The sequence below is a fragment of the Streptomyces sp. NPDC001787 genome (assembly GCF_040297465.1).
Lineage (GTDB): Bacteria > Actinomycetota > Actinomycetes > Streptomycetales > Streptomycetaceae > Streptomyces.
In genome coordinates this window covers 218,329-231,854 of sequence record NZ_JBEOZE010000003.1, presented here as the reverse complement: position 1 = coordinate 231,854, position 13,526 = coordinate 218,329, and the positions used below count along the sequence as shown (strand labels likewise).

The 13,526-nt window shown below is 68.6% G+C and carries 11 protein-coding genes and 1 tRNA gene; 3 read left to right on the top strand and 9 right to left on the bottom strand.

The window, feature by feature from the left end; genetic code table 11:
• Positions 1 to 111: 111 nt before the first annotated feature.
• The 6 genes from pknB to ABT170_RS05965 form a co-directional block, all read right to left on the bottom strand.
• Complete coding sequence (gene pknB / locus ABT170_RS05990) at positions 112 to 2,082, bottom strand: Stk1 family PASTA domain-containing Ser/Thr kinase (RefSeq protein ID WP_329944682.1); 1,971 nt, start codon at positions 2,080 to 2,082, stop codon at positions 112 to 114.
• 170 nt (positions 2,083 to 2,252) lie between these two features.
• Entirely contained in the window at positions 2,253 to 3,707 is a 1,455-nt protein-coding gene (locus ABT170_RS05985) for a peptidoglycan D,D-transpeptidase FtsI family protein (RefSeq protein WP_329944681.1), read from the bottom strand.
• Entirely contained in the window at positions 3,704 to 5,104 is a 1,401-nt protein-coding gene (locus ABT170_RS05980; protein WP_329944680.1) for an FtsW/RodA/SpoVE family cell cycle protein, read from the bottom strand. Before ABT170_RS05980 ends, ABT170_RS05985 begins: the two co-directional genes overlap by 4 nt.
• 23 nt (positions 5,105 to 5,127) lie before the next feature.
• Positions 5,128 to 6,639 carry a Stp1/IreP family PP2C-type Ser/Thr phosphatase gene (locus ABT170_RS05975; RefSeq protein WP_266927633.1) on the bottom strand — a complete coding sequence of 504 codons (1,512 nt, stop codon included), beginning with the start codon at positions 6,637 to 6,639 and terminating at the stop codon, positions 5,128 to 5,130.
• A 129-nt stretch (positions 6,640 to 6,768) separates the two neighbouring features.
• Positions 6,769 to 7,287 carry an FHA domain-containing protein FhaB/FipA gene (locus ABT170_RS05970; protein WP_266922212.1) on the bottom strand — a complete coding sequence of 173 codons (519 nt, stop codon included), beginning with the start codon at positions 7,285 to 7,287 and terminating at the stop codon, positions 6,769 to 6,771.
• 10 nt (positions 7,288 to 7,297) lie between these two features.
• Positions 7,298 to 8,179, bottom strand: a complete 882-nt coding sequence (locus ABT170_RS05965) for an FHA domain-containing protein (protein ID WP_329944679.1) — start codon at positions 8,177 to 8,179, stop codon at positions 7,298 to 7,300.
• A 315-nt stretch (positions 8,180 to 8,494) separates the two neighbouring features.
• On the opposite strand from ABT170_RS05965, the gene ABT170_RS05960 reads away from it, so the two are divergent.
• Positions 8,495 to 8,577, top strand: a tRNA-Leu gene (locus tag ABT170_RS05960).
• A 264-nt stretch (positions 8,578 to 8,841) separates the two neighbouring features.
• On the top strand, positions 8,842 to 9,546 hold the full coding sequence (locus ABT170_RS05955; protein ID WP_351864404.1) for a phosphatase PAP2 family protein: 705 nt from the start codon (positions 8,842 to 8,844) through the stop codon (positions 9,544 to 9,546).
• A gap of 221 nt (positions 9,547 to 9,767) precedes the next feature.
• On the opposite strand, the gene ABT170_RS05950 is transcribed toward ABT170_RS05955, so the two are convergent.
• Together ABT170_RS05950 and ABT170_RS05945 are read right to left on the bottom strand one after the other, a co-directional pair.
• Entirely contained in the window at positions 9,768 to 10,406 is a 639-nt protein-coding gene (locus tag ABT170_RS05950) for a response regulator (protein ID WP_443034331.1), read from the bottom strand.
• Positions 10,407 to 10,553: 147 nt separating this feature from the next.
• A complete protein-coding gene (locus ABT170_RS05945) occupies positions 10,554 to 11,648 on the bottom strand; it encodes an AfsA-related hotdog domain-containing protein (protein WP_351864401.1) in 1,095 nt (364 codons plus the stop codon).
• Between the two features lie 399 nt (positions 11,649 to 12,047).
• On the opposite strand from ABT170_RS05945, the gene ABT170_RS05940 reads away from it, so the two are divergent.
• A complete protein-coding gene (locus ABT170_RS05940) occupies positions 12,048 to 12,788 on the top strand; it encodes a ScbR family autoregulator-binding transcription factor (RefSeq protein WP_329944676.1) in 741 nt (246 codons plus the stop codon).
• Positions 12,789 to 12,893: 105 nt separating this feature from the next.
• On the opposite strand, the gene ABT170_RS05935 is transcribed toward ABT170_RS05940, so the two are convergent.
• The gene (locus tag ABT170_RS05935) at positions 12,894 to 13,505 is read right to left on the bottom strand and encodes an FMN-dependent NADH-azoreductase (RefSeq protein WP_351864397.1); all 612 of its coding nucleotides are present in this window, start codon (positions 13,503 to 13,505) and stop codon (positions 12,894 to 12,896) included.
• Positions 13,506 to 13,526 lie beyond the last annotated feature (21 nt).

Genomic DNA, 13,526 nt, shown 5'->3' with positions numbered 1-13,526 from the left:
CCGTGCGGCCCTTGTCAACGACGGAGCCCCGGTCCCCGCCGGTAAGGGCGCTGGACCGGGGCTCCCGGGCTGAAGCGGTGAAGCGGGTGAAGCGGTGAAGCGGTGAAGCGCCTATCGGCCGGACGGGCCGCCGAAGATGTTGCCGACCCCGTCCTGTGCGGTGAAGAGCGTGACCTTGCTGTTCTTGTCCACCGGACTGTTGGGGCCGGGGTTGCTCGTGACCACCTTGGCGTTGGGGTTGCCGGGCGAGCCCGGTCCCAGTTCGACCACCAGTCCCATGGCCTCCAGCTGGGCCTTCACTTCCTGGAAGGTCTTGCCCGCGATGTCGCCGGGAATCGTGACCTGTTCGGGGACCGCCGGGCCCTTGGAGACCTTCAGGACGATCTGGACGTCCTTCGCCGCCTTGCTGTCCCGGGCCGGGGTCTGCTCGGTGACCTGGCCCGCAGGCTCGTTGGAGTCGACGTCGGTGCGCGAGATGTTGGTGAAGCCGAGGTTCCTGAGCTGGGACTCCGCGTCCGCGAAGGACCTGCCGACCACACCGGGCACGTTCTGCGTCGCCTTCTTGGCGACCGTGATCGTGATCTCGGCCTCCTTGTCCGCCTTCGAACCGCCATCGGGGTTCTGGTCGATGACGGTGTTCTCCGGCTCGCCGGACTCGACCGTCTTGACCACGACGGTGAAGCCCTTGTCCTCCAGCGCCTGGCGGGCGCCGGCCTCCGACTTCTCCAGGACGTCGGGGACCTCGACCTTGGGCGCTCCGGTGGAGACGACGACCGTGACGGTCGCCTTCTCGTCCATCTTGCCGCTGTCCGGCGTCTGGCTGCAGATCAGACCCTTCTCCTGGGTCTCGCAGGGCTCCTTGGAGCCGATCTTGAGGACGACGTCGGACCTGTCCGCGAGTGTCTGTGCCTCCTCGACCGTGGAGCCGACCATGTTCGGCACGCTCACCTGGCCGTCGTCGGCGTTGGGGCCGAAGACGGCGCGGCCGATCAGGATCGCGCCGACGAGCACCAGAACGCCCGCGACGATCAGCAGGATCGTCGAGGTGTTGCTCTTCTTCTGGCGGCGGCGGTCCGGGCGGTCGTCGTATCCGTAGCCGTCGTCCGCGCTGACCGGCGGCAGCATGGACGTCTGGCCGCTGTTCGGATCGGCCTGGCGCAGCGCCGTGGTGGGCTGGTCGTTGCCGTAGGCGTCGTAGCCGCCGTAGCCCGCCGCACCCATCGCCGCCGTGGCCGCGACCGGCTGGCCGTCGAGGCAGGCCTCGATGTCGGCGCGCATCTCGTCGGCGGACTGGTAGCGGTAGTCGGGGTCCTTGGTCAGGGCCTTCAGCACGATCGCGTCCATCTCGGGCGTGATCTCGGGGTCGAAGTTGCTCGGCGGCTGAGGCTCTTCGCGTACGTGCTGGTAGGCGACGGCGACGGGTGAGTCCCCGACGAACGGTGGCCGTACCGCGAGGAGTTCGTAGAGCAGGCAGCCGGTGGAGTACAGGTCGGAGCGCGCGTCGACCTGCTCGCCCTTGGCCTGCTCGGGGGAGAGGTACTGGGCGGTGCCGATGACCGCGGCGGTCTGCGTCATCGTCATGCCGGAGTCGCCCATGGCGCGGGCGATGCCGAAGTCCATGACCTTGACCTGCCCGGTGCGCGTCAGCATGACGTTCGCCGGTTTGATGTCGCGGTGGACGATCTGGGCGCGGTGCGAGTACTCCAGCGCCTGGAGGATGCCGACCGTCATTTCGAGCGTGCGCTCGGGCAGCAGCCTGCGCCCGGAGTGCAGCAGCTCCCTGAGCGTCGACCCGTCGACGTACTCCATCACGATGTACGGGATGGAGACCCCGTCGACGTAGTCCTCGCCGGTGTCGTAGACAGCGACGATCGCGGGGTGGTTGAGCGAGGCGGCCGACTGGGCCTCACGGCGGAACCGGGCCTGGAAGGACGGGTCGCGGGCGAGATCCGCCCGGAGCGTCTTCACAGCCACGGTGCGGCCGAGCCGGGTGTCGTGCGCGAGGTAGACCTCGGCCATGCCACCACGGCCGAGCACCGAGCCCAGCTCGTACCGGCCGCCGAGGCGACGCGGCTCTTCCATAACTGTTCCAGCCCTCTCCGTCAGTCCCGACCGCACCCGTGTGTGGTCCGGCGGTGCGCTGTTCGCGCATACGCTACCGGGCACGCCCTACGTGATCAGCCCGCACCCGTCAGCTGATATCTGACCGGTATCCCGATGTCCGGTTATGGCGGTCGCTGTGACGGGTCTCACTACTTGCTGTCGATGACCGCCTTCATGACGTCCCGCGCGATCGGGGCGGCCAGACCGCCACCGGAGATGTCGTCCCGGTTGGCCTGCCCGTCCTCGACCACGACGGCGACGGCGACCGGGGAGCCGTTGTCGGTCTTGGCGTAGGAGATGAACCAGGCGTACGGCTTCTCGCTGTTGTTCAGACCGTGCTGGGCGGTACCGGTCTTGCCCCCGACAGTGACGCCGTTGATCCGGGCGTTGGTTCCCGTGCCGTTCTTGACGACGGTCTCCATCATCTGCTGGACCTTCTGGGCGTTCTCCCCCGAGAGCGGCTGGCTGAGCTGCTCCTTCTTGTGGGTGTAGATCACGTCCAGGTTGGGTGCCTGGCGCTCGGCGACCATGTACGGCTGCATCAGCTTGCCGTCGTTGGCGATGGCCGAGGCCACCATGGCCATCTGGAGCGGGGTGGTGCGGTTGGAGGCCTGGCCGATGCCCGCCATGGCGTTCTGCGGCCTGTTGTCCTTGGGGTAGATGCTCGCGTCGGCGCGGACCGGCATGAAGACTTCCTTGTTGAAGCCGAACTTGTCCGTCTGCTCGATCATCTTCTCGTTGCCGAGGTCGTCGCTCATCTTGCCGAAGACGGTGTTGCACGACCAGCGGAGCGCTTCCCGGAGCGAGGCGTTCTCACACGGGATGTTGCCCTCGTTCTTCAGGGGCGTGGTCGACTGCGGGAGCGTCCAGGGCAGCGGGGAGTTCGTCTTCTCGTCGATGTCGTCGTAGAGGCCGTTCTCCAGCGCCGCGGCGGCGGTGACGACCTTGAACGTCGAACCGGGCGGATAGGTCTCGCGCAATGCCCGGTTGAGCATCGGCTTGTCCTCGTCCTTCAGGAGCTTCTGCCGGGCGTCGGAGTCCTTGAGCGAGTTGCCCGCGAAGACCGAGGGGTCGTACGAGGGGGTGCTCGCGAGAGCCAGGATGGCGCCGGTCTGCGGGTCCAGGGCGACGACGGCGCCCTTCTTCCCGCCGAGCCCCTTGAACGCGGCCTTCTGCGCGGCGCCGTTCAGGGTGGTGACGATGTTGCCGCCGGTCTTCTTGTCACCGGTGAACATCGACAGCGTCCGGTCGAAGAACAGCTGGTCGTCGTTGCCGGTGAGGATGCCGTCCTCCAGGTTCTCCAGCTGGGAGGAGTCGAACGCCTGCGAGGAGTAGCCGGTCACGGGGGCCCACAGGGGCCCGTCCTTCCAGACCCGCTTGAACTTGAAGTCGCTGTCCTTGGTCTCGACGGACCCGGTGACGGCCTTGCCGTCCACGATGATGTCGCCGCGCTCGTGGGCGTACCGCTCGATCTGGACGCGGCGGTTGTACTTGTGGCTGCTCAGCTCGTCGGCGCGGACGTACTGGAGCCAGTTGTCCCGGATCAGCAGGGCGAGGACGAGAATCCCGCAGAAGATCGCGATCCGGCGCAGCGGCTTGTTCACGGTCGGACCACCTGGGTCATTTCGGCGTCGGATGAGGGTGCGGGGGCCGGCGCGGGGCGGCGGGCGGTGTCACTGATCCGGAGCAGGATGCCGATCAGGGCCCAGTTGGCGATGACGGACGAGCCGCCGGCCGCGAGGAAGGGCATGGTCATACCGGTCAGCGGGATGAGGCCCATCACGCCGCCGGCGACGACGAACACCTGGATCGCGAAGGCACCGGAGAGCCCGATGGCCAGCAGCTTGCCGAACGGGTCACGGGCGGCCAGCGCGGTGCGCACACCGCGCTCGACGATCAGTCCGTACAGGAGGAGGAACGCCATCATTCCGGCGAGCCCGAGCTCCTCGCCCACGGTGGCGAGGATGAAGTCCGTGTTCGCCGCGAACAGGATGAGGTCGGAGTTGCCCTGGCCGAGTCCGGTGCCGAGCGTGCCGCCGGAACCGAAGGACATCAGTACCTGGGCCATCTGCTCGCTGGCCGCGTGGGTTCCCCAGCCGCCGAACGGGTCGAGCCAGGCGGTGACACGGTCCTGCACGTGCGGTTCGAAGGAGGCGACACCGACGGCGCCCGCCGCCGACATGGCCAGACCGAAGACGATCCAGCTGGTGCGCTCGGTCGCCACGTACAGCATGACGATGAACATGCCGAAGAAGAGCAGCGAGGTCCCGAGGTCGGTCTCGAAGACCAGGATCAGGATGGACATCGCCCAGACCATCAGGATCGGTCCGAGGTCCCGGCCGCGCGGGAGGTACAGGCCCATGAAGCGGCGGCTGGCGAGTGCCAGGGCGTCGCGCTTGACCATCAGGTACCCGGAGAAGAACACCGCGATGACGATCTTCGCGAACTCACCGGGCTGGATGGATCCGAGGCCAGGGATGGTGATCCAGATCTTCGCGCCGAACTGCGCCGGGAAGAACATCGGCAGGATCAGCAGGATCAGCGCGAGCACCATGGAGATGTAGGTGTAGCGCTGGAGGATGCGGTGGTCCTTGAGCAGGATCAGTACGCCGATGAACAGGGCGACGCCCATCGCCGAGAAGATCAGCTGCTTGGAGGCCGCGGGCGCGAAGCTGGGGAGCCTGAGCAGCCGCTCCGACTGGTCCAGGCGCCAGATGAGCGCCAGACCGAGGCCGTTGAGCAGCGTCGCCAGCGGCAGCAGCAGCGGATCGGCGTACTTGGCGAACCGCCGCACCGCGAGGTGGGCCACGCCGCCGAGGAGGGCGAGCCCGGCCCCGTATCCGAGCATGCCGGAGGGCAGCTCGCCGTTGAGGGCGAGACCCACGTTGGCGTAGGCGAACACCGAGATGAAGACGGCGAATACGACCAGTGCCAGCTCGGTGTTGCGACGGCTCGGTGCGTCGATCGCGCCGATGGTGGTCGTGTTGGTGACAACGCTCATGGTGCTGAAGGCCCCCTACGGCTTTACTGCTTACCGCACTGCGGGACCAGCTTCTTCTCTTCCTCCGAGAGGCTGGGGCCAGGAGTGGGAGTCGCTGCGGTCGGCTTGGTCGCGGTGCTGGCGGACGTGGAGGACGTGGCGGAGGTCCTGGTGGCGGGGGCACCTGCGGTGCCGCCCGCTTCGCCCTCGCCGGTGCGGGCATCGCTGTCCGCCTCGGCCGCGCGGCGCTGCGCGTCCTTCTTGCACGCCGAGGCCTGGAGGGCGAGTTCGCCGACCTTCTTGCGGGCCTCGGTGATGCTGCCCTCGGCGATGGTCTCCTCGACCTGCTTGCGCTGGTACGGAGGGAGGTACTTGAGCTCGATCTCGGGGTGGTTCTTCTCGACCTTCGAGAGCGAGACCCAGGCGAGGTCCTGGCTGATGCCGCGGAACAGCGCGACGTTCTCGTTCTGTGTGCCGACGTAGTACTGGGTCTGGGTCCAGCGGTAGCCGCCGTACAGCCCGCCACCGATGACGGCCAGCGCCAGGACGACGTACAGGGACCGCTTGATCCACCTGCGTCCGCCGGGCTTGACGAAGTCCTCGTCGGTGTACGAGTCGAAGGAGTCGTCCGGCATGCCGCCGTAGCCGACATCGCCGCTGCCGGGCGGGCCGAAGCCGCCGGAGGGCGGCGGGACGGGGCGGCCGAGGCCTGCCGCGCGTCCCGCGGGGGTCTGCATGGCTCCGCCGTCGTTCAGCTGGGCGGCCTGGTTCTCGGCGACCGCTCCGACGATGACCGGGGTGTCGTTGAGCTGCCCGGCCAGGGTGTCGTTGCTGTCGACGTCCAGGACGTCGGCGACGATGCAGGTGATGTTGTCGGGGCCGCCGCCGCGCAGAGCGAGCTGGATGAGCTCCTGGATGGTCTCCTGCGGGCCCTGGTAGCTGGCCAGGGTCTCTTCCATCGTCTGGTGCGAGACAACGCCGGAGAGGCCGTCGGAGCAGATCAAGTAGCGGTCGCCGGCCCGGACTTCACGGATGGAGAGGTCGGGCTCGACATGGTCTCCGCTGCCCAGCGCCCGCATCAGCAGGGAGCGCTGCGGGTGGGTGGTGGCCTCTTCCTCGGTGATCCGGCCCTCGTCGACGAGCCGCTGCACCCAGGTGTGGTCCTGGGTGATCTGGGTCAGCACGCCGTCGCGCAGGAGATAGGCGCGGGAGTCGCCGACATGGACCAGGCCGAGGCGCTGCCCGGTCCAGAGCAGGGCGGTGAGCGTGGTGCCCATGCCCTCCAGCTGGGGGTCCTCCTCGACCATCACGCGCAGCTGGTCGTTGGCCCGCTGGACCGCCGTACCGAGCGAGGTGAGGATGTCGGAGCCCGGTACGTCGTCGTCGAGCTGGACGAGCGTGGAGATCACCTCGGAACTCGCGACCTCACCGGCTGCCTGGCCGCCCATGCCGTCGGCGATGGCGAGAAGGCGGGGGCCGGCGTAGCCGGAGTCCTCGTTGCCTTCCCGGATCATGCCCTTGTGCGATCCGGCGGCGAAGCGCAGGGACAGACTCATGCGCACCTCGCCCGTCGGCTCGGGGTACAGCCGGTCTCGAGCCACACTGCCCACCCTCCGGTCGGGAGCCGGGCGGCGTCCGTCGCCGGGACCGCCGCGGCTCGCTCGCTCCGCTCGCTCATTGTCGTACTACTTCCGCAGCTCGATGACGGTCTTGCCGATACGGATCGGCGCGCCCAGCGGAACAGGTGTCGGGGTGGTGAGTCGGGTCCGGTCGAGATATGTGCCGTTGGTGGACCCGAGATCCTCGACGATCCACTGGCCGTCACGGTCCGGGTAGATCCTGGCATGCCTGCTGGACGCGTAGTCGTCATCCAGCACGATCGTCGAATCGTGTGCCCGGCCCAGGGTGATGGTCTGGCCCTGGAGCGCGACCGTGGTGCCCGTGAGGGTGCCCTCGGAGACGACGAGTTTGGTGGGTGCCCCGCGGCGCTGGCGCCCGGACTGCTGGCGCTGCGGTGGCGGCGCCGTTTGTTGTTGTTGGCGTGCCTGTTGCGGGCGCGCGTCGGCGGCAGTGCGGCGTGAGCCGCGCTGCGTGACGCGCGTTCCGAACAGGTCGCTGCGGATGACCTGGACGGCCACGATCACGAACAGCCACAGAACAGCCAGGAAACCTAGCCGCATGACCGTAAGGGTCAGCTCTGACATTGCCCCCGCTTCACCCTTCGGCTTGCCGGTAAACGATGGTGGTGCTGCCCACGACGATCCGCGAGCCGTCGCGGAGCGTAGCGCGGGTGGTGTGCTGCCCGTCTACCACGATGCCGTTGGTAGACCCGAGATCCTGGATCGTCGAGGGCGTTCCGGTCCGGATCTCACAGTGCCGGCGCGATACACCGGGGTCGTCGATCCGCACGTCGGCGTCGGTGCTGCGTCCCAGCACCAGCGTCGGGCGGGAGATCTGATGGCGGGTGCCGTTGATCTCGATCCAGCGCCGTACCTGGGCGTCCGGCAGGGGGCCGGGCGCGCTCGGCGGGCGCCGGTCGGTCGAGGGTCCCGAGGGCCGTCCGGCGCCGGGCGGCGGGGCCGCGGGCATCGGCGGAGGGGCGCTCGGGGGGTAGCCGTAGCCGCCGGGGCCCTGCGGGGCGGCGGACCGCCCGGGGCCGGGGCGGTGCGGCTGGGCGGGCGCGGGGCCGCCGGGCTGGCCCTGCGGCTCGTGCTGCGAGGAACTCGACGCGAGGGTGCGGCTGCGCACGCGGTAGAGCCCGGTGTCGAGGTCGTCGGCCTTCTCCAGGTGGACCTTGATCGGGCCCATGAAGGTGTAGCGCTGCTGCTTGGCGTAGTCGCGCACGAGACCGGAGAGCTCGTCGCCGAGCTGGCCGGAGTACGGGCTGAGCCGCTCGTAGTCAGGCGTGCTGAGCTCGACGATGAAGTCGTTGGGGACGACCGTCCGCTCGCGGTTCCAGATCGTCGCGTTGTTGTCGCACTCGCGCTGGAGGGCGCCCGCGATCTCGACCGGCTGCACCTCGGACTTGAAGACTTTGGCGAAGGTGCCATTGACCAGACCTTCGAGACGCTGCTCGAAACGCTTCATGACTCCCATGGGGCACCTCCTCCGGTGTCGTCGTCCCTGTACTGCTTACTGATCGTATCCACGCGTCGGGAAATCGGCTGGTTCCCCTTGTCTGCCCTGTGGATGAGTGTCACCCCTCACACGGATCGTAGAGGTGGCCTCCTGACAGTGTCCCGCACACGGGGTGCTCACTGAAGGAGTGGGGGCGACGGCTCCGCGTTCCCGCTTCCCCTCCTGGCATCGGCGAAACAACGGATGTGAATCCACCCTGTCCAGCGTGCTAATCTTCCGGATGTCGCCAGGCGCTCGCACCACACGGTGAGAGAGTCTGGAAACACCACTCATGCGCGAGTGGCGGAACGGCAGACGCGCTGGCTTCAGGTGCCAGTGTCCTTAGGGACGTGGGGGTTCAAATCCCCCCTCGCGCACAAGAGAGCCCCCGCTTCGGAGAGATCCGGAGCGGGGGCTTCTTCGTTGTACGGACGTGATCTTGTCCGGCTGACGAAACCGGCTGAGGGGAGTCGGGGGACCGGAGCCGGGGTGGCGAAGGCCGGGGTGACGAAAGTCGGGGTGGCGCCCTGTCGGAAGAGGGGCGGCCGGTTCCTTCGGTGGGATGTGCCCATATCCGGCCGGATCTTACGGTCCGGATGACCGGAAAACGTGGGAACGGCGTGCGGAGAACGACACCCCTTATGTACATCGACACAGCACACAGCGGGATCGCCCATGGCGGCGCGGCGCTCGGGGGAGGCCTGCCGAGCGGTACGGCCCTGCCGGTGGCGGCCGGACCGCCGGAGAAGGCGGGGCCCGACTACGGGGTCGGGGTGTTCCGCGAGATCACCCAGTGGGCGGCCGGGACCCCGGAGTGGATGCAGAAGCTGGGGGAACTCGTCACCGAGGGCGGGATACTCGTCTTCGTCGCCCTCTTCGTCCTCCAGTGGTGGCGGGCCCGCAGGGGCGACGACCGGACGATGGCCCTGGCGCTGCTCGGCCCCGTCGCGGTGGCGGCGGTCTATGCGCTGAGCGAGATCATCAAGGTCTGGCTGCACGAGGAGCGCCCCTGCCGGGACATCCCCGGGGTCACGGTGATCGCGCGGTGCCCGGAGCCGGGTGACTGGTCCTTCCCGAGTAACCACTCCGTCATCGCGGCCGCGTCGGCGCTGGCTCTCCTCTTCTCCTGGCGCCTCATCGGGCTGCTGGCGCTGCTGCCGGCGGTGCTGATCGCGCTGTCACGGGTGTACGTCGGTGTCCACTATCTGCACGATGTGGCGGCGGGTTTCCTGCTCGGGGCGGTGCTCGCGCCGTTGCTGATGGCGGTCCTGGCGGGGCCCGGCACCCGGGCGGTCGGCAGGTTCCGCAGGTCACGCGGACGGCATGGCGCGGGGATGACCGCGTGAGGCGACGTGACATGACGTGAACGTGATGTGTGACGTGATGTGTGACGTGGTGAGCGTGTGACATGGACGAAGGCCGCCCGCGGGCGGCCTTCGTGGGTTCCACGGCTTCTGGGGCTTCGTGTGGCTCTGGTCCTGCGGTCTCTCCTGGTCCCGGGGTCTGTTCTGGCCCTGCGGGTTTCGTAGGCCCTGCGGGTCTCGTGGTGCTGTGGTGGCGTGGGTCCTCAGTCCTCGTGGCCGGTCAGCCCGCACTCGTACGCGACGATGGCGGCCTCGACCCGGTTGCGCACACCGAGACCGGTGAAGACGGCGCTCACGTAGCTCTTCACCGTGCCCTCCACGACGTGGATCCGCTGCGCGATCTCGGCGTTGGACAACCCGCTGCCGAGGAGTGCGAGCACCTGTCGCTCCCGCTCGGTGAGTGAGGCGATCTGCCGGAGCAGTGCCGCTCTGCGGGCGTCGCGGTGCCGGGCCGAGCCACGGTTCAGCTCCGCGACGACATGCCGGGCCACCTTCGCGGAGAGGCAGGAGGCACCGGCCGCGGCGGTGTGCACACCGGCCAGCAGTTCCCGCGGATCACCGGACTTGAGCATGAATCCGCAGGCCCCGCCGGCGAGGGCACGGCTCACGTACTCGCTCTCGGAGAACGTGGTCAGTACGAGCACCGAGGTGCTGGGCGAGACACGTTTGATCTCCTCGGTCGCGGTGAGACCGTCCATGACCGGCATGCGGATGTCCATCAGGACGACGTCCGGCCGGTGCTCCAGGGTCAGCGCGATGGCCTCCCGCCCATCCGCCGCCTCGGCCACGACCTCGATCGTGGGGTCGCCGGCGAGGATGGCCCGGAGCCCTGCCCGGATCATTGTCTCGTCGTCGGCCAGGATGAGCTTGACGGTGGGGATGGCTGGCTCCTCTTCAGCGGGCGCGGGCGTCTCGGGGACAGGGAATCCCGGTACCAGTCTCCGTGTCCGCCCAGCCGCGCCGTGACCGGGATCCCGCCCCGCGACTCGTCACGGGCCTACGGGGAGGTCGTGGCGGGCGGTTGCGGCGTCCTCCAGGTACAGGACGGCCAGGGCGGCGACCTCGTTGTCCTGGCGCATGGTCACCTCTATGGGTATCCGGCCGTCACGCCGGCCCCCCAGTATCTCGGCGCTGACGGTGCAGGGGCGGTCGAGTTCGACGTACCGGCGGAACTCGGCGTTCATGGACGGTACGAGGGCGTGTTCGAGGCCCGAGGCGAGCTGAGCGGCCTGGCGCATGGCTTCGATGATGCCCCGGCCGGGCAGATGATCGCTCTGGCTGTCGAAGATGACGGGGTGGTTCCGGTCGGCGCGCAGCTGCCAGGAGGCGGTGCGGGGCGTGCCGACGGGCACAGCGGGGCCGGTGGGGCCGGTGGGGCCGTCGGGTTCGGCAGGGCCGGCGGGTTCGGCAGAGACGGCGGGGCCGGCGGGTTCGGCGGCGACTGCAGGAACGGTTTCGCTGGGGGACAGCATGACGTCCCGCTCGCTCTCCTTGCCCACGCGGAAGGGCGGGATGGGGGTGCGCGGTACGTCGGCCAGATCCACGACCCCGGGGCGCAGACGGCGATAGGCGGCTGCGGAGAGGCAGTTGGCGGAGGCCTCGCCCTGACCGATCCGCAGGGGGCCCGCGAACAGGTCCATCTCTATGCGGATCGTGGCCAGTCGGCGTCCGCGCAGGGTGACCTCGGGGTTGCGTATGACGGCTTCGGTGGGAGTCGGCGTGCCGGCGGTCCCGTGGAGGCCGGGCAGGGACTCGTACCGGAGGTTCCAGAGCAGGAACTGGTCGTCCATGGGGGCCTCGTAGACCATGTGCGCCAGGACGGTGCCGGCCTGACGGACCGTTTCCGCGATGAGCATGGGGTTCGCACGGCCCAGCACCGAGCTGAACAACGCATGTGTCGTTGGCCATTGGACCGCGAACTGATACGTGTCAGCATCGGACTGTCCGAAGTGTGTCAGCAGGACATCCGACTCGTCGGACCGGTGCACGAGGTGCGGTGGTACGAGGCTCATGATGGGTGGCTCGCCGGTGGAGGGTGTGCGGCTGCGCATGTTCTGGTCCGGCCGAGCGGCGAGTGCGGTCACGCGAATTGCCCCTTTCACGTCGCGGGAGTCGGTTGACTTCCACAGTCCTGCAAATCCAAACCATGGGGTCGGTTTATTTATGCAATGAGTCTGCTGGCGAGTGGCAGCTGATGCTATGGGAGAAAGTGCTCAACTTGCGGGCCGACTGCTGCGCAAACCCCCGTGGTTCACGGGGAGAAGGGGGTTTTCCGTAGGGCAGGTGGGGTAGGGAGGCAGCGCATTGGCGACCCGGCGGCGTAGTGCGCACCGCGCACTCGACGCCTATGGTCCAGTACATAAACAGACCGTTGGTCGGTTAGAGTGAAGTGCTTGCATACGCTGACTACTGATGCTGGATTGACGGTTGCTCGGTTGCTCGGCGCCAACGGCCGAGCGCACAGAACGTCCCGGAGGCAAGAGATGGCGAAGCAGGCTCGCGCGGTGCAGACAAGGCGGTCGATCGTGGAAGCCGCGGCGAGTGTCTTCGACGACTACGGCTACGAGCGTGCGGCCATCTCGGAGATCCTCCGCCGCGCCAAGGTGACCAAGGGCGCCCTGTACTTCCACTTCGCGTCCAAGGAAGCCATCGCTCAGGCAATCATGGACGAGCAGACGGCCACGGTGGACCTGGTGGAGGACGGATCTCCGCTCCAGTCACTGGTGGACGGTGGTCAGCAGTTCGCGTTCGCCCTGCGCCACGACTCGATGGCGCGTGCCGGTACGCGCCTCTCCATCGAGGGTGTGTTTCTCGGTGGCCCGCACCCGTGGAGCGACTGGATCGCGGCGACGGCCCGGATGCTGCAACTGGGCAAGGAGCGCGGCGAGGTGCTCCCCCAGATCGACCCGCTGGTGTCGGCGGAGGTCATCGTCGCGTCGTTCACCGGTATTCAGCTGATCTCGGAGGCCAACTCCGGACGGGCCGATCTGCGGGAGCGCGTGGCCCAGATGTGGCGCCACATCCTGCCGTCCATCGCCAACCCCGGTGTCATCGTGCACATCAAGCCGGAGGGCCGGGTGGACCTGGCCGCTCAGGCGCGGGAGCGGGAGAGGCAGGAGGCCGAGGAGAGTGAGGGGGGCGGCGACCCCCTGAGCGGCCCTGTGGGTGCCGGTTTCGGAGCGACGGTGGGTGCGGGCGGGCTGAGTCTGTCCGCAGGCGGCTGACCCCCCGGGGAGGCGGCGTTTCGTTTCACGTGAAACGCCCGGATCGTGACTGTAGGGCTGCGGGGCTCGGTTGAGCCCGCAGCCCTTTTCTCGTCAGGTGTGCTGTCAGGCGGCCATGCGCCCGGCGAGGGCCTTCGCCTTCTCGGCGGCGTCGCTGAGTGCCTGCGCGCGGGACTTCTCGGCGAGCGGTATCAGGTCGGCCATCTCGGGCTTGGAGTGCGCCAGGGTCAGTTCCGGAACGATGAAGTCGACCTCGGCGGAGAACATGCCCGTCAGTACCTTCTCCAGGTAGTTCTGGACGAACTCGAATCCCTCGCGCGGGGTGCCCGGCGCGTACGAGCCGCCGCGGCTCGCGACGACGGTGACCGGGGTGCCCGCGAGGGGGGAGTCAGCTCCGGCGTTGTGGCCGACGACGATCACCTGGTCCAGCCATGCCTTCAGCGTGGACGGGATGGAGAAGTTGTACATCGGGGCGCCGATCAGGACCGCGTCCGCCGCGGCCAGCTCCTCGGTCAGCTCCCGGCGCAGCGGGTCCTCGGCACCGGCGGTCACGCCTGCGGCGTCCAGATGGGGCAGCGGTTCGGCGGCGAGATCCCGGTAGACGACCGTGCCGTCCGGGTGCTGCTCGCGCCAGGCCTGTACGAACGCCGAGGTGACGTCCCGGGATGCGGAGCCCTGGGAGAAGACGGCGGAGTCGAGGTGCAGAAGCGTGGCCATGGAGGTCTCCACAGATATGAG